Genomic DNA, 17947 nt, shown 5'->3' with positions numbered 1-17947 from the left:
CAGGTGGACTTACCTGCCGCTCCGCACAGACACTTCTCTCAATAGTGCCTGCTGCTGCCCGGTATCTCGACCATCTGCTCGATCGTGTGAGCTGGTTCACCTCTGCCGCCGCAAATCCCCGTCCATTTGCAACAACTCGATCAAATTCACGCAAAACGACCCCTAGCGATAGCCTCTAGAGAGCCCTACAGATAGCGTCGAGGTTGTGGCTCTCTCTTTTAATGGGGTAGTTCCGAAGATCTCTCGAATCCGGACAGGTCAGCGTCCGGGTTCCGGTGGCGCGCGCGAAACAGGTTTTGCGCAGCACCGGGAAGGCGTCAAGCGACTTCTTGCGTCGTATCACGCGATCCCTCCCGACGGGTCCGTCAGACTCGCGAAGAAGACGTCCAACCTCTTCCGCGCCCGAACCAAGACGTCAACCCCCGGACTCGACGTCAGCGGCCTCACCGGCGTGATTGCCGTCGATCCCGTGGCGCGGACAGCGGACGTCGCCGGCATGTGCACCTACGAGGATCTGGTGGATGCCACTCTCCTGTACGGGCTTGCGCCACTTGTCGTGCCGCAACTCAAGTCCATCACCCTCGGCGGCGCCGTCACCGGCCTGGGAATCGAATCCACGTCCTTCCGCAACGGACTGCCGCACGAGTCCGTCCTCGAAATCGACATCCTCACCGGAAGCGGCGACATCATCACCGCCACCCCCGACGGTGAACATGCCGAACTGTTCTTCGGTTTCCCCAACTCCTACGGCACTCTCGGCTACTCGACACGGCTGAAAATTTCCTTGGAGCCGGTGAAAAAGTATGTGGCGCTGCGTCATCTGCGTTTCGATTCACTGAAGGCACTCGAAACGACGATGGACCGCATCGTCACGGACCGTGAATACGACGGCATCGCCGTCGACTACCTCGACGGCGTTGTCTTTACCGATACCGAGAGCTACCTCACTCTTGGCATACAAACGGACGACGAAGGCCCGGTCAGCGACTACACAAACGAGAACATCTTCTACCGCTCCATCCAGCACCCGTCACTGATACATCCCAAGACCGATCGCCTCACCACCCGGGATTACCTATGGCGCTGGGACACCGACTGGTTCTGGTGCTCACGCGCCTTCGGAGCCCAGAACCCCAAGATCCGGCGCTTCTGGCCCAAGCAGTACCTCCGCAGTAGCTTCTACTGGAAGCTGATCGCCCTCGACCACAAGTACGACGTCGGCGATCGCCTCGAAAAGCGCAAGGGCAATCCCCCGCGTGAACGCGTCGTCCAGGACGTCGAGGTCCCGATCGAACGGACAGCGGATTTTGTTTCCTGGTTCCTCCAGGAAATTCCGATCGAGCCATTGTGGTTGTGTCCGTTACGCCTTCGCGAACCCAGCCCGGCCGCAGCCTCGACTTCTCGACCTTGGCCCTTGTATCCATTGGAGCCGAAGCGCACCTACGTCAACATCGGCTTCTGGTCCTCGGTACCAATCGTTCCGGGCGAGCGCGAAGGCGCAGCCAACCGACTGATCGAAGAAAAGGTCAGCGACTTCGACGGGCACAAGTCGCTGTACTCCGACTCGTACTACTCGAGAGAAGATTTCGAATCCCAGTACTACGGCGGCGACCGATACACCCATCTCAAGGAACGCTACGACCCGAATTCCCGTTTATTGGATCTATTTTCTAAGGCGGTGCAACGTAAATGACCACGTTCAAGGACTCCAAAAACCAAGAAAAACTCTCCATCGCGGAGATACTAGAGACACTTTCCGACGGCATGTTGCCGCTACGATTTACCGCGTACGACGGGTCCGTCGCCGGACCGGAAGACGCCGACTACGGACTCCACCTCAAGTCGACACGCGGAACTACATATCTAGCAACTGCTCCCGGCGATCTCGGCATGGCCAGGGCCTACGTCTCCGGAGACCTCGAAGCCGAGGGCGTTCATCCCGGCGACCCCTACGAGATCCTGCGCGTCATGGGCGACGAACTTCACCTCAAGCGACCGTCCGCACTGACGCTGGCCAGCATCACACGCTCTCTCGGATGGGATCTGTTGCGCCCCATCGCTCCGCCGCCGCAGGAACATCTCCCGCGCTGGCGCCGCGTCGCAGAAGGGTTGCGTCACTCCAAGACTCGCGACGCCGAAGTCATTCACCATCACTACGACGTCTCGAACACCTTCTACGAGCATGTCCTCGGCCCGTCCATGACGTACACGTGCGCTACCTACGAGAACACCGAACAGTCTCTCGAAGCCGCCCAGGAAAACAAGTACCGCTTGGTATTCGAGAAACTCGGGCTGAAGGAAGGTGACCGTCTCCTCGACATCGGCTGCGGCTGGGGCTCGATGGTCCGCTACGCGGCACGTCGGGGCGTCAAGGTTATCGGCGTGACCCTCTCACGCGAACAGGCAGACTGGGCACAGAAAGCCATAGAAGACGAGGGGCTCGCGAACCTCGCGCAGGTTCGCTTCTCCGACTACCGCGATGTAGCCGAAACAGGTTTTGACGCAATATCTTCCATCGGACTGACCGAACACATCGGCGTCGGAAACTACCCGGCGTACTTCGAATTCCTCAAGGACAAACTGCGCGAAGGTGGGCGCCTGCTCAACCACTGCATCACGCGTCCGGACAACCGCGGCAGCGCCAAGGCCGGCGGTTTCATCGACCGGTACGTCTTCCCCGACGGGGAGCTCACCGGCTCGGGCCGCATCATTTCCGAGATCCAGAACGTGGGACTCGAAGTGCGGCATGAGGAAAACCTCCGCGAACACTACGCATTGACCCTCGCCGGCTGGTGCCAGAACCTCGTCGACAACTGGGACGCCTGCGTCGCGGAGGTCGGTGAAGGTACCGCTCGCGTGTGGGGCCTCTACATGGCCGGCTCCCGCTTGGGCTTCGAGCGCAATGTGGTTCAGCTGCACCAGGTTCTGGCCGTCAAACTCGGCGCCAAGGGTGAAGCGCATGTGCCGCTGCGGCCGTGGTGGAAGGGGTAGTACCACCCCCACTAACTGAGCGAACGTACCTTTCAGCGCGTTAGATGCGCCGAAAGGTACGTTCGCTCAGAATGGGTCGGTAGAGACTAGCCCTTCAGCGACGCCGGCGGCGTGAACCGCTCGCCGTACTTGGCGGCCAATTCCTCAGCACGAGCGACGAATCCAGCCTCGCCGCCCTCGTAGCCGGTGACGAACTGGCTGACGCCACCCGTCCAGGCGGGGTAACCGATACCCAGGATGGAGCCGATGTTGGCGTCGGCGGTGGTCATGAGAACACCCTCGTCGAAGCACTTCTGCGTCTCGATAGCCTCGATGAACAGCATTCGATCGATGAGATCCTGGATCGGCGCGTCCGAGGTTCCGGAGTTGAAGTTCTCTCGCAGCCCGGACCAGAGGCCGACGCGCTTACCTTCGGCGTAGTCGTAGAATCCGGCGCCGCCGAGGCGGCCGGTGCGGCCCGCGTCGACGAGGTAGTTGATAACTCCACCGGCCGGATCTACCGGTAGCTCGCGGCCTTCGGCCTTGGCTGCGTCCGCGCTTTCCTTGCGGATCTTCTGCATCAGGGTGAGGTTGAGCTCATCCGAAAGCTGAAGCGGCGCAGCCGGGTAACCGGCCTGCATACCGGCCTGCTCGACGGTGGCCGGGTCGATGCCCTCGGCAACCATGCCGATGGCCTCGTTGATGAACGTGCCGATGACGCGCGAGGTGAAGAAGCCACGCGAATCGTTGACGACGATCGGCGTCTTACGAATTGCCTGGACGTAGTCGAATACGCGAGCCAGAGCCTCGTCGGACGTCTTCTCACCACGGATGATCTCCACCAGCGGCATCTTGTCGACGGGAGAGAAGAAGTGGACTCCGATGAAATCTTCCGGACGCTTCACGCCGGTGGCGAGGCCCGTGATGGGCAGCGTCGAGGTGTTGGAGCCCAGCAGTGCGTTGGGCTCCACGATGTCCTCGATCTCCTGGAAGACCTTGTGCTTGAGTTCCTGGCTCTCGAAGACTGCCTCGATGACGAAGTCGACGCCGGCAAAATCTGCCGGGTCAGCCGTCGGGGTGATCTTGGCGAGCAGTGCATCGGACTTCTCCTGCGTGGTCTTACCACGCGAGAGTGCCTTGGCCTCAATACCTTCGGAGTACGCCTTGCCCTTGTTTGCAGCTTCGATGGTGACGTCCTTGAGGACGACCTCGTAGCCTGCCTTCGCGGAAACGTACGCGATGCCGGCGCCCATCATGCCGGCGCCGAGGACACCGATCTTGGTGATCGGGGTCTTGGCGATGTCCTTCGGACGCGAGGCGCCGGAGCCGATTGCCTGCATGTCGAAGAAGAATGCCTGGATCATGTTCTTCGCGATACGGCCGGTGACGAGGGACGTGAAGTACCGTGCCTCGATGATCAGCGCGTTGTCGATGTCGACCTGCGAACCCTCGACAGCTGCGGCCATGATGGCGCGCGGAGCCGGCATGGGAGCACCCTTGAGGGTCTTACGCAGGTTTGCCGGGAATGCCGGAAGGTTGGCTGCAAACGCCGGAGTTGCCGGAGTTCCGCCCGGGATCTTGTAACCCTTCTTGTCCCAAGGCTGTACGCCGCCTTCGGGATTGGCCTTGATCCATGCCTTCGCAGCGGGAACCAGTTCTTCGATCGAACCGACAACCTCGTCGACGAGACCGACTTCCTTGGCCTCGACGGGGCCGCGCTGCTGACCCTGGAGCAGGACGCCCATGAGCGCGTTCTGCAGGCCGAGCATACGAACAGTGCGCACGATGCCGCCGCCGCCGGGGAGCAGGCCGAGGGTGACCTCGGGCAGGCCGATCTTGACGCCCTTGACGTCGGCTGCGATGCGGTAGTGGGTTGCCAGAGCGATTTCGAGGCCGCCGCCCAGTGCCGCACCGTTGATAGCCGTGACAACCGGCTTGCCGAGGGTCTCGAGACGACGCAGAGCGGCCCGAATGACACCGACCTCTTCGAAGATTTCGGGAGCCTGCTCGGGGCCCACCTTGATCATGTTCTTGAGGTCACCGCCGGCGAAGAAGGTCTTCTTGGCAGAGGTGAGGACAACTCCGGTGATGGAGTCCTTCTCGGCGTACAAGCGATCGACGGTAGCGCCCATCGACTGCTTGTACAGGTTGTTCATGGTGTTGGCACCCTGGTTGGGGTCGTCCATGGTGAGCACGACGATGCCGTCGGAGTCCTGCTCCCAGTTGATCATGTTGTTCTCGGTCACGCTGATTCGTCTCCTGGTAAGTCCGAGTGAAGAAGGGGGCAGGTCTCTTAGACGCGTTCAATGATGGTGGCAACACCCATGCCGCCACCGATGCACAGTGTGATGAGTGCGCGCTTGCCGCCGCGACGCTCGAGTTCGTCGACCATCGTGCCGAGAATCATTGCGCCGGTAGCACCGAGCGGGTGACCCATGGCGATAGCGCCGCCGTTGACGTTGAGCTTCTCGTCCGGGATGTTCATGTCCTTCTGGAACTTCAGGACGACGGAGGCGAAGGCCTCGTTGATCTCGAAGAGGTCGATGTCGTCGACCGTCAGGCCGGCCGCGGCCAGAACCTTCTTCGATGCCGGGGTGGGGCCGGTCAGCATGATCGTGGAGTCGGCACCGCTGGTGGCGGTAGCAACGACGCGGGCGCGCGGGGTCAGGTTCATTGCCTGGCCGGCACTTTCGGAGCCAACGAGCACGAGTGCCGCACCGTCAACGATTCCCGAACTGTTTCCACCGTGGTGAATGTGGTTGATCTTTTCGATCCAGTGGTACTTCTGCAGCGCTACGGCGTCGAAACCGCCGATTTCACCGACAACACCGAACGCCGACGCGAGGCCAGCGAGGCCTTCGACCGTGGTTCCGGGACGCATGTGCTCGTCGTTGTCGAGGATGGTGATGCCGTTCATGTCCCTGACCGGAACAACGGACTTGGCGAAGTATCCGCCGGTCCACGCCTTGGCAGCAAGATCCTGCGAACGCACTGCGTACGCGTCGACGTCGTCACGCGAGAAGCCCTCGATGGTGGCGATAAGGTCTGCGCCGACGCCCTGAGGAACGAAGTAGTTGTCGTAGTTGGTCGCGGGATCCAGTGCCCATGCGCCGCCGTCGCTTCCCATCGGAACGCGGGACATCGACTCGACGCCACCGGCGATTACCATCTCGTCCCAGCCCGAGCGGATCTTCTGAGCAGCCATGTTGACTGCTTCGAGGCCCGAAGCGCAGAAACGGTTGAGCTGCACGCCACCGACGGTGTCCGGCAACTTGGCGTCGTTGACTGCGATGCGCGCAATATCCATGCCCTGATCGCCCACCGGAGTGACGACGCCCAGGATGAGATCGGAGATCCGATCCTCGTCGAGATCAGGGAAGCGCACGCGCAGTTCCCGGATCAGACCCGTAACCAGCGAGATCGGCTTGACCGAGTGCAACGAACCGGTCTTCTTGCCGCGGCCTCGCGGGGTACGGATGGCTTCATAAATGAATGCCTCTGTGGTCACTGTGAGGTGTTCCTTCCATGTATGCGTCGACCCTGTTTGCGTCGAACCGGTCTGCCTCGGCCGAGCCCGTGTGTAGGCGCTCAGCCCGGTACAAACCTCAGCCCTCCCACTCTAGAACGTGTTCCAGAAATATGGGAAGGACTGAAGCGATCCTGCTCCATGACCGAGGTGATCACAACGTCGGCCGGGGCGGCCACTACCGGTTCCTACCTGCCCGATCCTGCCTCACAAACGCATCCGGCGACACCCCCACGCCTATGCGTCGAGAGTGCCGCCGGCACGTCGGACAGCAATTGCCTGCTGTTCACGAAAAGCGATTATCTGTTGTACTTCAGCCTCCGCACACCACAATGATGCACTCGCGGTTGGGCTGCCCACTGTACTCAAATCAGCTGGGCTCGCCGACAAGGTGCAGATCGGAGGTGCAATCGGAGGCGTCACCAATCTGGCGATGATCAAGGAAGGCCAGCAAGCCTTCACGATTCCAGCGGCCATCTCATCATTCCCGCCTGCCGTTCCGACCGTCAGGGAAGATTTCACGACCTTGTGGGGCAAGTAGTTTCCGAGCAAAGGAGGGGCGCACCAGGCTGTTGGCCTGGTGCGCCCCTCCTTCCCTCCCGGCCCTGAGAGGCTCGGCTTCCGCCTATAACTCAGGTGAAAACTCTCGACTATTCGAGTTTGCGGGCTCCGAGAACGTCCTTGAGTAGCTCTTTTGCTACTTCCTCCGGATCGCGTCGGGTACTCGGATCGCCAGGCTGCGCAGCCTCGGCGACCATCTGTTTCTCCTCCTCCGGCGTGGCCGCAGCAGGTGTCGCTTCGTAGTCGACCTCCGGTTCGGGGTCGTCCGGATAGTCCGGAGCCTCGGGCGGCGGAATGTCGTCGGAACCGCGATCCGGCCCACGTTGCGTGGACGTCGACGCCGGGGCCTGCGCCGCCCGCTCCTGACTGGGTCGCGAAAAACGCGGCGCTGCCGCAGCGCGAACGGGAGCCTCGGCGGGCTTTGCCGACGCAACTGAAGCATGAACCGTCGGAGCGCCCTCCTGATACTCCACTTGCCAAGTGCCGCCGAACATTTCGGAGAGCACTTCACAAATGACCGCAGCATTGTGCGGCGAGGTGACACGGGCACCGAGCACCGGAGTGACATGCGCTATCACCAGCACCTGCCCCCGCACGTCATGAACCGTTGCAGCCGAGAGCATTGCCGGTAGAACCTTGTTTCGCTCACTCACCTTGTTGCGCAATGTATTCCAGGCATCACGCAAAACTTCGACGGTAGGACCTGCCGAAACCGGGGCTTCAGGTTCAGGTTCGACAGCAGGCTCAAGTTCGACAGCAGGCTCAGGCTCGACGGCAGGCTCAGGCTCGACGGCAAGCTCAGGCTCGTGGACTGGCTCAGACTCGACTACAGGTTCGGGCAAGACAACAGGCTCAGGCGCAGGCACTTCCACGACAGGCGCCGGTGCAACGGCAGGCGCGACAGACGCCGGTGTCACAACTTCTGGCTCCGGCTTACGCTGCGAGGGACGCTGGAACTTGGACTCGACCTCCGGAGCCGAGGCAGGAGCCTGAGCAACCGGCGCCACGTGTGCAGGTTGCGCGGGCTGTGCAGGTTGCGCGGGCTGTGCAGGTCGCGCGGGCTGTGCAGGTTGCGACGGCGCCGCACCGGAACCCACTGCCGGGATGCCTCTTTCGATTCGCTCCAACCGCTGAAGTACAGCCGATTCGGCATCCGATGCCGAAGGCAGCAGCATTCTGGCGCAGATCACTTCGAGGAGCAATCGCGGTGCGGTAGCGCCTCGCATCTCGCCCAGACCAGCGTGGACTGTTTCGGCGAAACGCGTCAACGCAGCCGGTCCGACGCGCTGAATCTGCTCTCGCATCGTTGCCAGTTCAGCCTCGGGAGCATCGACCAATCCGGTTTCGCTGGCATCGGGAACTGCCTGCATCAGGATGAGATCGCGTAGACGCTCGAGTAGATCGAGGGCAAAGCGACGCGGATCGTGACCGGCGTCCATGACACGTTCGATGGTTCCGAACAGTGCCGCACCGTCGCTGGCCGACAACGCATTTACAGCCTCATCAATGAGCGCGACATCCGTGACGCCCAGAAGTGAGAGCGCACGCGGATACGTAACGCCTTCCTCGCCAGCTCCGGCAAGGAGTTGATCGAGAATACTCAGGGAATCACGCGGCGATCCGCCACCGGCCTTGATGACCAGCGGGTATACGGCCGGTTCCACGGGAACGCCCTCTTGCCCGCAGACTTTCTCGAGAAGCCCACGCATGGTGGACGGAGCCAGGAGACGGAAAGGGTAGTGGTGGGTACGCGAACGGATGGTCGGAAGAACCTTCTCCGGTTCCGTGGTCGCGAAGATGAAGATGAGGTGCTCCGGCGGCTCTTCGACGATCTTGAGCAGCGCGTTGAAGCCCGCCACTGTCACCATGTGAGCCTCGTCGATGATGAAGATGCGGTACTTCGACTCGACGGGGGCGTAGGAAGCTTTGTCTCGAAGTTCACGAGTGTCGTCGACACCACCGTGGCTGGCGGCGTCGAGTTCCGTGACGTCGACGTTTCCCGGCCCACCCGGACCGAGCGCGATGCAGGAATTACACACCCCACAGGGTGTCGACGTCGGGCCTTCCTTACAGTTCAGCGACCGCGCCAAAATACGCGCCGACGACGTCTTTCCACAGCCGCGAGGGCCGGAAAACAGGTAGGCATGGTTGATGCGCTTTGCGTCGAGGGCGGTGCTCAGTGGTGCGGTGACATGTTCCTGCCCCACCACCTCGGCGAAAGTCGCCGGTCGATACTTCCGGTACAGGGCCACGGGCAAAGACTACCGGCGACGTACGACAGGTAAAAACCACTGGCTTTTGCGTCGAAACATGTTCGCAACACAATGGCAGTGCAGCGGAAACCACACACACGCATCGTGGGTTTCGTGCACGCGGACAGGTCCGCGTGTGGGAGGAGAAAACTGTGCCCGCCACCATCGACGCCGGAGCAACTGCTTGGCTGCTCGTCAGTACCGCCCTCGTTCTTCTGATGACACCGGGCCTTGCCCTGTTCTACGGCGGCATGGTCCGTTCGACCGGCGTGCTGAACATGATCATGATGAGCTTCGTCTCCATCGCGCTCGTCACCGTGGCCTGGCTGTTCGTGGGATACAGCCTGGTATTCGGCGACGATCACGGCGGCATCATCGGCGGACTCGAACACCTCGGTATGGCGGGCATCGACCCGTCGACCGTGCACGGGAACGTTCCGGAAGTGCTGTTCGCGACCTTCCAACTGACCTTCGCGATCCTGACCGCAGCACTGATCAGCGGGGCGATCGCGGACCGTGCCAAATTCTCCGCCTGGATGATCTTCGTCCCGATCTGGTCGCTGCTCGTCTACGCACCCGTCGCACATTGGGTGTGGAATCCGCAGGGCTGGCTCGCCCGGATGGGAGCACTCGACTACGCGGGTGGCCTCGTCGTCGAGATCGTCTCCGGCGCGTCGGGCCTCGCGCTTGCCCTGGTCCTCGGCCAACGAATGGGCTTCAAGGCTGAATCGATGCGTCCGCACAACCTCCCGTTTGTCCTGCTCGGCGTCGGACTGCTCTGGTTCGGTTGGTTCGGTTTCAATGCCGGCTCCGCCCTCGCCGCCGACGGTATGGCCGCACAGATCTTCCTCAATACCCTGGTCGCGGGTTGCACCGGCCTACTCGGCTGGTTGTTCGTCGAACAGAATCGCGACGGCCACCCCACCACCTTCGGCGCCGCGTCGGGCGTCGTCGCCGGTCTGGTCGCCATCACACCGTCCTGCGGAACCGTCAACATGTTCGGTGCCACGATCATCGGTTTGGTTGCCGGAATCGTCTGCTCGTACGCGGTGAGCTGGAAGCACAAACTCGGCTACGACGACTCCCTCGACGTTGTCGGCGTCCACCTCGTCGGCGGCATCATCGGCTCATTGATGATCGGATTGCTTGCGACGGCCGTCATGACCGGTGGACCGGAAGGCCTGTTCCTCGGCGGCGGTTTCACGCAACTGGGCAAGCAGTTCGTCGGCGTCGTCGTGGTCGCGCTCTACGCCTTCGGTGTCACCTACGGCCTCGGGAAACTCATCGACAAAACCTTCGGTTTCCGCATTTCGCGGGAAGACGAAGCCCGGGGCATCGACGTCGCCCTGCACGCGGAGTCCGCCTACGAGCACGGCGTCCTGGGCCACGGTCCCATCGGTGGCCAGAATCCCAGCCCGTTCCTGCAGCGAGCCCGTGAGGAACGAGAGCGCGACTGACGCTACTTCGCCTTCGCTGCGGCTTTGGCGGCTTTCTTGAATTCGCGGACTTCGAGCAGAGATTGCTCGTCGACGACGTCGGCGATGGACCGCCGCGAACTCTCGAGTCCGTAGTCACCAGCTGCCTCGCGCCAGCCGTCGGGATTAACGCCGATCTGTTTGCCGAGGAGTGCCAGGAAGATTCGCGCTTTCTGATCTCCGTAGCCGGGCAACGCCTTGAGACGCTTCAGCACTGTCTTACCGTCCGGGTCACCTGACGTCCAGATCGCCGCGGTGTCGCCGTCGTAGTTTTCGACGATGTACTGGCACACGAGTTGGATGCGCTCCCCCATCGACTTGGGAAAACGGTGCACCGCGGGCGTTTGCGCGCAGATCGCGATGAACTCGTCGGTGTCCATATCGGCGATCCTGTGGATGTCGAGACCGCCCATCCGATCGGCCAGCTTCTTCGGCCCCAGAAATGCTGTCTCCATCGGAACCTGCTGATCGAGGAGCATACCGAGCAACAGTGCCAGCGGATCCGTAGACAGGAGTGCATCGGCCTCGGGATCACCGACAAGATTCAGATTCAGTGCCATACATCCGATCTTGCCATGTCAGATGGCTGTTACTTCAGCTTCCGGCTCCGGCACTGACCACTTCTTCCAACCGAACACGATCAGAGTGCTCAGTGCAGCGACAACAAACACCCACAGATAGATTGCGCCCGTCACGATGCTCAGATAATCCGGGACTGTAAGCATGAATAGACCCATACCGACAAAGCGGTCGGTGCCGGGAAATACCGTCGGGTCCCACCACGTATGCGACCAATTCAGTACCGGAAGCAGAAACACGACCGGTGCGATCCACGCCCAATTCTTCCGCGACGCCATCGCATAGTGGGCAGCCAGAATCACCAGCGGCACGAACCACACCCAATGATGGCCCCAGGAGAAGGGCGACACAACAGTGGCCGTAAGCCCGGTCAGGGTAATGCCGAGCAGCTTCTGTCCTTGCCGATAAGCAACCCACGCAGCGCCCAGCCCCAAGCACGCTGCCAACGCACTCAGGCCGAGAATCAGCCACTGCGACGGTTCCGGGGTATGCGTGAGCCGAGCGATCAAACCGGACACCGACTGATTGCTGGGCGCATCCGACCTGCCGACCCGCTCACTGTCGAAAAGTGTGCCGGTCCAGTACGTATATGCATCGTGGTACATCACGATGAAACCCAGAGCCACAGTCGCCGCAAAGGTGAGAACCGCTGTCACCAACGCGCGCCACTGCTTCGTGATGAACAGATACGCCCAGAAGAACGCCGGCGTCAGCTTCACGCCCGCAGCGATTCCAGCACCGATCCCCCGAAGGCGACTCTTCTCGTCCCGGCCCAAGTCCCACACGATCAACAGCAACAGGAAGATATTTATCTGCCCCAGCCAGAGCGTCGTACGCACCGGCTCCATGAACAGGAAAATGACCGTGGCCAACACACTCACGGCATACGCCTTGGCGTCGAGGCGATATCCAAGGTACTTCCAGCACAACACGATTACCGCGAAGAGCGCCACAACATTGAGGATCGACCAGACGACGATCGCCTGTTGAAACGTGGGCACCGCCCACACCGTGAACAGGATTCCCGCAAACGGCGTGTACGTGAACATCATGCCTTTGAAGACAGGACCGTCGTACAACGGAAGCCCCTGGACCACAAAACTTCCGCCGTGGCGGTAGACGTCGAGATCGAGAAAATTGTGGAAGATTCCCCAATAGATTGCATCCATCGGGACGCCGTACAGAACCATCAGCACAGAAGCGATCGCCAGCACCGTGAGAACGGCAAAACCGATCACACCTACGTGCAGCCGACGCCGGCTCTGCTGCGGAACGTCTGACTCTCCCACCGAACTCGCATCGAGCCCAGAACTCTCCGAACCGCTGATTTCGCCCGTCACTACAACCTCCGGGTTTGCATCATCTGTCGGGCACTTGTGAAACGAACGCTACAAGAAACGACCGGAAGTACCGACCGGGCGCGCCGTTTTCAGTCGCTCAGTTCTCAGCAAGTCGCGATTCAGCAGCCGCCAGCAGAACACACGTTGCGACGCCGTCCATCGCGACCTCGAGATCCCCGAGCGACGGGAAACTCGGAGCCAGACGAATGTTCCGATCATCCGGATCCGTGCTGTACGGGAACGCCGAACCGGCTGCTGTGAGCGCGATACCAGCATTTTTAGCGAGTTCAATGACGCGCTTGGCCGTGCCGTCGATGACGTCGAGACTGATGAAGTAGCCACCCTTGGGCTCGGTCCACGACGCGACCTTCGACGCACCCAACCGATCCTCGAGGATCTTCAGAACCAACTCGAACTTGGGTGCAAGCAGCTCACGATGCTTCTCCATATGCGCACGAACACCGTCCGCATTGCCGAAGAAGCGCAGGTGGCGGAGCTGATTTACCTTGTCCGGGCCGATACTCTTCTTACCCAGGAACTTCTGGTACCAAGCAAGGTTCTCGGCCGAACTGCCGAAGAAACTCACGCCGGCGCCGGCAAAAGTGATCTTGGACGTCGACGCGAACACCAACGGCCGATTGGGATGTCCGGCCTCGGCAGCCATCGAAAGAACGTCATAGGACGGCGCGATCTCACCGAACAGCGGATGCACCGCGTAAGCGTTGTCCCAGTACAGACGGAAATCAGGTGCTGCGGCCGGCATCGAGGCCAGAGTGCGCACAATTTCTTCCGAATACACGGCCCCCGTCGGGTTGGCGTACACCGGAACAACCCACATGCCCTTGATCTGTGGATCTGCAGCAACCAACTCGGCGACCTTGACGACGTCCGGGCCGTCGTGGTTCATCGGGATCGAAATCATCTCGATGCCCAACGACTCGGTGATCGCGAAGTGGCGGTCGTAACCCGGCGCGGGGCAGAGGAACTTGATTTTCTCTTCACGCGACCACGGCTGCGCCGAATCGGGAGTGCCGTGGAGCAGGGAGAACACCACGTTGTCGTGCATGATCTCGAGGCTCGCATTGTTACCGGCCAGGAGGTTGGCAACCGGAATGCCGAGCAGTTCACCGAAGATGGCACGCAGTTCCGGCAAGCCTGTCAGGCCACCGTAGTTGCGGCAGTCGGTGCCGCTTCCGTCACGGAAATCACCGTCACCGGGCAGCGCCAACAACGCTGCAGAAAGGTCGAGTTGCTCGGGCGAAGGCTTACCGCGAGTCAGATCGAGTGCGAGCTTCTGAGCCTGGAGCTGCGTGTACTTCGCGCTCTGACTCTCATGCTCGGAGGTGAGTTCTTCATGGCTCATCAACCCGATCTGGGTTTGGATAGGCATCCGGAGCGGCCTTTCACCGACGAGGCGGGGTCGGGATATATGAAAAAAATAGAGGACCCCGCGCACCCGGCAGAGCCCGTTGACCCTTGCTGCCTTCCGGCCCTGGGGGAGTTCACAGGATGCGCGCCGCGCGGGATCCAATGAACAGTGTAGACGGCTCCAGGGGTGCCCCGCACACCACCCGCCTTTACAGCCAATTTCGGCACATCGACGCAGGTCAGATACCCGTTTAACGCTTATCGTCAACTGTTGGGTATGCTACTCCACGGAGGATTCGCCTAGTGGCCTATGGCGCTCGCCTGGAACGCGGGTTGGGTTAACGCCCTCAGGGGTTCAAATCCCCTATCCTCCGCCAGGGAAACCCCCTGTGAACTGCTGAGAAGCAGTTCACAGGGGGTTCTTTTTTGCCTTCGTAAAGCAGATGGGGCACGCCATCGACGCTACGAGGAGCATGGTCAGGACTATCGCCGTCGCGAATCCAGTAGAAGACCTCCAGCTTCTACGCAAGCGAGCGAGGCAACTGTCTGCCTTCTGCAATCTCCAGATCCGTCTCGACGTCAATCTCCAGATCCGTCTCGACGTCATCCTCGGTGCGAGCATGAATGCCTCTGGCTGCGAGAATCTCGACCAACCGGATCCCGACACGATTTCCGAGCACTCGATCAATTGCGTAGAAGTCGACCGCCGAGGTATACGGCGGGTACTCGATAGCCGTGTCGTCAATGTCAGGAACGACCCAGTGCGGCCACGTTGGACGAAGCATTTCTTCGACAACCTGCTCGGCTGCCGCGAGAACCACGTCGGGGTCCGCGCCGCCCTCCAGATAGATCGAATACTCGGCCATGTAGATGACGATATCGAGACCAGCGGGTCCTGTCGCCCGAGTTTCGCTCATGCAATGTCCACATCAACGCCGCGATCAGGGATTCGGAGACCACACTCCCCGAAGTCGCGGCCAACCGATTGAAGATCGCTGACAAAATCCATTGTGCGACAAGCTTTTCACGCCGATATCAGCGGGTTCGCAAGATCACGGTGTTCGTTTCGGTGTCGACAGCGACCCAGGCCGGCTCCCCTTCTGCGTCGTCCTCGCGATGCATCAATGCGCTCTGCCGTTGCTCGAATTCGTGATGCTTGGAACCTTGGATCCGACGCCACCACTTCCTCGAATCCGACCGTGAGGTACGCCCCCGCATCCACGGCAATGCCCTGCCACCGGTGAGCCGATTCCACAATGTTTCCGCAAAAGCGAACAGGATCAGCAGTACCAACAACCCCGGAAGGGTCAGTGCAAAGACAGTGCCCCTCCAACAAGTTTAACGACCACTACGCACAATGCACCCGAAGTGGCCATAGCGCCAGTGGTCTGGAACACTCGCAGTGGGGATTTTTCAGGTTGCTGCCCGCAGCACCGACGGGGGGACAGCACACGATGAGCATGATTCTCGCGGCTACGGCTCAGCCGGACACAACCCACACTTTCGGCGTCGAACTCGCGTTCTTCGGCCACACGGTCCATTTGTTCGGATCAGGTCGTCACAGTCTCGACGCCCTTGGCACCGATAGCTTCGATGTCGCTGTACTCGACCTGTCGCTCCCCGATATCGACGGCTTCGAAGTCGCGCGTCAAATTCGGCTTCGCAGTGAAATTCCGATCATCATGGTCGTCGAATCATCAGAGGACATCGAGGATGCACCCAGTCGAGTGGCGTCTGATTTTGCCGTGAGCCCGGTCAGCGCACGGGATCTCGATTTACGAGTCACCTCGCTGCTGCGGACGACGCCAGCGCCGCGCACGGACAAACGCGAACACCACGGTGAGTTGCAGATCGACCGACGCGCCATGACCGCGTCAGTCCGCGGGCGCCAATTAGATTTGACCCGAACAGAATTGCGCGTTCTTCTCGAAATGTCGGGACGCCCGGGCCACGTCTACTCCCGGGATCAGCTTCTCGCGAATGTCTGGGGCGAATCGACCTCCACCAAGACCCGAGCCGTCGACGCCAATATTCAGAGCCTGCGGGCAAAGATCGAATCCGACTCTGCCCGAACACATTACATCAAAACGGTGCGCGGATTCGGCTACCGCTTCGGCCCAGTCGACTGAGCACCGCCCTGTAGGACACCGCCGGGTCCCCGCATCCTGGGCGATATTCTCGCCCAGGATGCGGGGCTCGCTTCGCTAGTTATCGAACCAATGCGAGGGAGCGGAAACGCTTGCCGGCAAACGTGTTTTGCTATTACCCCGGGCTGCGTTGATCTGAGGCTGGGTGATGTACAACGCGGCTGAGAGATCCGCGCCCTCCAACCGTGCATCACGCAGATCCGCGCCGAGTAGGTCTACCGCAGCGAGATCACTTTCCCGCAGATCCGCGGCAATCAGGCAGGCGCCGCGCAGGTCCGCCCCACACAATCTGCGTGCCCGCAGATCAGCCCCGGCAAGATCCGCCGCCGGTGTGAAGCTCGGGTCCAGATGGCCGGCTTCAGCGAAGTAGGAAGCCCGAACTTCCTCACTGACGTCCATCAGAACTGTTCTGACCGCGCCGTGCAGTGCACCGACGTCTACCGAAAACAGTTCGGCGAGACTGCCGTGAGTCACTGCGGCAATTGCTGATTCGAGTTCACGAGCTTCGTGTGCAGCCTCCGGAGCGTAGGCGCGTTCGCGGGCCTCGGCCAGATACCACAGCATCTCGTGCAACTGCTTCACGATCTTGAAAGCCGCGAACATGTCCTGTTGTGTATCCGGCCGTTCGCGCCAGCTGACACCCGAGAACAATCGCTGCGATACGACCTGACCCGCGCCGAAGCAATCGAAGACCGTACAACCGCGAAAACCGCGGGGACGCAGTCCTTCATGGACGGTGCAGGAGAACGTCGACGTAAGATGCCGACATGGCGAGCCTGCCGGCTTGTCTTCGGCAAAATCTACCGATCGTGAAAATCCGAAGGCAGTGCAGCACAAAGCGAAACAACTCCCGCAGTCGGCGCGCAGATCCTCGCGACGCAGCGATGACGGTATGGACGTGGGTGTAGACGAGATGATCAAGTGAGCTCCCAGTAGCGATTTGTATGCAGGACGGGAGGCGGGAACCCGCTATCGGGTTCCCTCTCGGGGCACACGGAATCACCACCGCGCGTAGGCGCGGCGCACGATCACTACGGAAGGTCTGGGTCACAGACAAGTTTTGTTAAGCACTGCCGACAAACTAGCAGCTCGGAAGATACCTCGAAGGAAACAATCCCGATTCGCACCGGATCCTGAAGAATCAGCTCCATGACTTCCGCTGATATCTCCCCCGCCCAGCGCTACCGAAATCTGGCCGCCAATTTCACCCAGCGGATCGCCGCAGTACCCGAGCAGAACTGGGACAACAATTCTCCGTGCGACGGCTGGACCGCGCGGGATGTACTGCGGCATGTGATCGACAGTGAACGCGACATGGTCAAGGTCGTCGGCCTCGAACTGGCGTCGGGTCCGTCCGTCGACGAAAACCCGGCCGCCGCGTGGGCTACAGTGCGCGATTCGATGCAGGCCATCCTCGACGATCCGGCCCAGGCGAACCTCGAGTACGACGGTCATTTCGGCCGAACCAATCTCGGAGCCACCGTCGAAGGTTTCCTGTGTTTCGATCTGGTCGTTCACGGATGGGATCTCGCCGTCGCAACCGGTACCGACACGTCGATTCCGGACAACGACGTGGAATGGGCGTCGCAGATCGCTAACAACCTTGGCGATTCGATCCGAATGGACGGCGTCTGCGGCCCCGAGATGCCGGTTTCCGGCGACGTGGACAAAGCAACCCGACTTATCGCATATCTCGGCCGCGCCGTCTGAAAAACACCCCTGACGTGCA

At 61.0% G+C, this 17947-nt stretch carries 14 protein-coding genes, 1 tRNA gene and 1 other RNA gene; 6 read left to right on the top strand and 10 right to left on the bottom strand.

The window, feature by feature from the left end; all coding sequences use genetic code 11:
* Positions 1–247 precede the first annotated feature (247 nt).
* Both QM600_RS13650 and QM600_RS13645 read left to right on the top strand, forming a co-directional pair.
* The gene (locus QM600_RS13650; RefSeq protein ID WP_283262019.1) at positions 248–1693 is read left to right on the top strand and encodes an FAD-binding oxidoreductase; all 1446 of its coding nucleotides are present in this window, start codon (positions 248–250) and stop codon (positions 1691–1693) included.
* Positions 1690–2991 (top strand): class I SAM-dependent methyltransferase, encoded by a 1302-nt coding sequence (locus tag QM600_RS13645; protein WP_283261985.1) that lies wholly within the window; start codon positions 1690–1692, stop codon positions 2989–2991. The genes QM600_RS13650 and QM600_RS13645 overlap by 4 nt, the downstream gene beginning before the upstream one ends.
* Positions 2992–3077: 86 nt before the next feature.
* Here the strand turns inward: QM600_RS13645 and QM600_RS13640 are convergent, their stop codons facing one another.
* The 3 genes from QM600_RS13640 to QM600_RS13630 all read right to left on the bottom strand — a co-directional run bounded on the left by QM600_RS13640 (position 3078) and on the right by QM600_RS13630 (position 9309).
* A complete protein-coding gene (locus tag QM600_RS13640; RefSeq protein WP_283262017.1) occupies positions 3078–5201 on the bottom strand; it encodes a 3-hydroxyacyl-CoA dehydrogenase NAD-binding domain-containing protein in 2124 nt (707 codons plus the stop codon).
* A gap of 62 nt (positions 5202–5263) precedes the next feature.
* Positions 5264–6478, bottom strand: coding sequence for an acetyl-CoA C-acetyltransferase (locus QM600_RS13635; protein WP_283261984.1), 1215 nt, complete (start codon positions 6476–6478; stop codon positions 5264–5266).
* Positions 6479–7146: 668 nt separating this feature from the next.
* Positions 7147–9309, bottom strand: a complete 2163-nt coding sequence (locus QM600_RS13630) for a DNA polymerase III subunit gamma and tau (protein ID WP_283261983.1) — start codon at positions 9307–9309, stop codon at positions 7147–7149.
* Between the two features lie 152 nt (positions 9310–9461).
* On the opposite strand from QM600_RS13630, the gene QM600_RS13625 reads away from it, so the two are divergent.
* Positions 9462–10766 (top strand): ammonium transporter, encoded by a 1305-nt coding sequence (locus tag QM600_RS13625; protein ID WP_283261982.1) that lies wholly within the window; start codon positions 9462–9464, stop codon positions 10764–10766.
* 2 nt (positions 10767–10768) lie between these two features.
* Here the strand turns inward: QM600_RS13625 and QM600_RS13620 are convergent, their stop codons facing one another.
* The 4 genes from QM600_RS13620 to ffs form a co-directional block, all read right to left on the bottom strand.
* Positions 10769–11344 (bottom strand): HhH-GPD-type base excision DNA repair protein, encoded by a 576-nt coding sequence (locus tag QM600_RS13620; RefSeq protein ID WP_283261981.1) that lies wholly within the window; start codon positions 11342–11344, stop codon positions 10769–10771.
* A gap of 18 nt (positions 11345–11362) precedes the next feature.
* Positions 11363–12703 (bottom strand): glycosyltransferase 87 family protein, encoded by a 1341-nt coding sequence (locus QM600_RS13615; protein ID WP_283261980.1) that lies wholly within the window; start codon positions 12701–12703, stop codon positions 11363–11365.
* A 97-nt stretch (positions 12704–12800) separates the two neighbouring features.
* Positions 12801–14093 (bottom strand): aspartate aminotransferase type Ic, encoded by a 1293-nt coding sequence (locus QM600_RS13610; protein WP_283261979.1) that lies wholly within the window; start codon positions 14091–14093, stop codon positions 12801–12803.
* A 43-nt stretch (positions 14094–14136) separates the two neighbouring features.
* Positions 14137–14236, bottom strand: an RNA gene (gene ffs, locus QM600_RS13605) — signal recognition particle sRNA small type.
* A 124-nt stretch (positions 14237–14360) separates the two neighbouring features.
* Between ffs and QM600_RS13600 the strand changes: the two genes are divergently transcribed.
* Positions 14361–14448: transfer RNA gene (locus QM600_RS13600), tRNA-Ser, on the top strand.
* Positions 14449–14592: 144 nt separating this feature from the next.
* Here QM600_RS13600 and QM600_RS13595 read toward each other — a convergent pair.
* Together QM600_RS13595 and QM600_RS13590 are read right to left on the bottom strand one after the other, a co-directional pair.
* Complete coding sequence (locus QM600_RS13595; RefSeq protein WP_283261978.1) at positions 14593–14988, bottom strand: hypothetical protein; 396 nt, start codon at positions 14986–14988, stop codon at positions 14593–14595.
* A gap of 118 nt (positions 14989–15106) precedes the next feature.
* The gene (locus tag QM600_RS13590) at positions 15107–15367 is read right to left on the bottom strand and encodes a DUF6191 domain-containing protein (protein ID WP_283261976.1); all 261 of its coding nucleotides are present in this window, start codon (positions 15365–15367) and stop codon (positions 15107–15109) included.
* 158 nt (positions 15368–15525) lie between these two features.
* On the opposite strand from QM600_RS13590, the gene QM600_RS13585 reads away from it, so the two are divergent.
* A complete protein-coding gene (locus QM600_RS13585) occupies positions 15526–16200 on the top strand; it encodes a response regulator transcription factor (protein WP_283261975.1) in 675 nt (224 codons plus the stop codon).
* 75 nt (positions 16201–16275) lie between these two features.
* On the opposite strand, the gene QM600_RS13580 is transcribed toward QM600_RS13585, so the two are convergent.
* Positions 16276–16821: a pentapeptide repeat-containing protein gene (locus QM600_RS13580; protein WP_283261974.1), complete on the bottom strand. Its 546-nt coding sequence runs from the start codon at positions 16819–16821 to the stop codon at positions 16276–16278.
* Between the two features lie 546 nt (positions 16822–17367).
* Between QM600_RS13580 and QM600_RS13575 the strand changes: the two genes are divergently transcribed.
* A complete protein-coding gene (locus tag QM600_RS13575) occupies positions 17368–17928 on the top strand; it encodes a TIGR03086 family metal-binding protein (protein ID WP_283261973.1) in 561 nt (186 codons plus the stop codon).
* The last annotated feature ends 19 nt before the right edge of the window (positions 17929–17947 follow it).

The sequence above is a fragment of the Rhodococcus sp. IEGM 1379 genome, from assembly GCF_030056815.1.
Lineage (GTDB): Bacteria > Actinomycetota > Actinomycetes > Mycobacteriales > Mycobacteriaceae > Rhodococcus_F.
Note: the sequence above shows the minus strand (reverse complement) of the source record. Positions and strands in the feature narration are given on the sequence as shown.

Coding starts and splice junctions, on each gene's coding strand:
- QM600_RS13645 (WP_283261985.1), top strand. CDS start 1,690: ATGACCACGTTCAAGGACTCCAAAAACCAAGAAAAACTCTCCATCGCG.
- QM600_RS13640 (WP_283262017.1), bottom strand. CDS start 5,201: ATGATCAACTGGGAGCAGGACTCCGACGGCATCGTCGTGCTCACCATG.
- QM600_RS13620 (WP_283261981.1), bottom strand. CDS start 11,344: ATGGCACTGAATCTGAATCTTGTCGGTGATCCCGAGGCCGATGCACTC.
- QM600_RS13610 (WP_283261979.1), bottom strand. CDS start 14,093: ATGCCTATCCAAACCCAGATCGGGTTGATGAGCCATGAAGAACTCACC.
- QM600_RS13595 (WP_283261978.1), bottom strand. CDS start 14,988: ATGAGCGAAACTCGGGCGACAGGACCCGCTGGTCTCGATATCGTCATC.
- QM600_RS13585 (WP_283261975.1), top strand. CDS start 15,526: ATGAGCATGATTCTCGCGGCTACGGCTCAGCCGGACACAACCCACACT.
- QM600_RS13580 (WP_283261974.1), bottom strand. CDS start 16,821: ATGTTCGCGGCTTTCAAGATCGTGAAGCAGTTGCACGAGATGCTGTGG.
- QM600_RS13575 (WP_283261973.1), top strand. CDS start 17,368: ATGACTTCCGCTGATATCTCCCCCGCCCAGCGCTACCGAAATCTGGCC.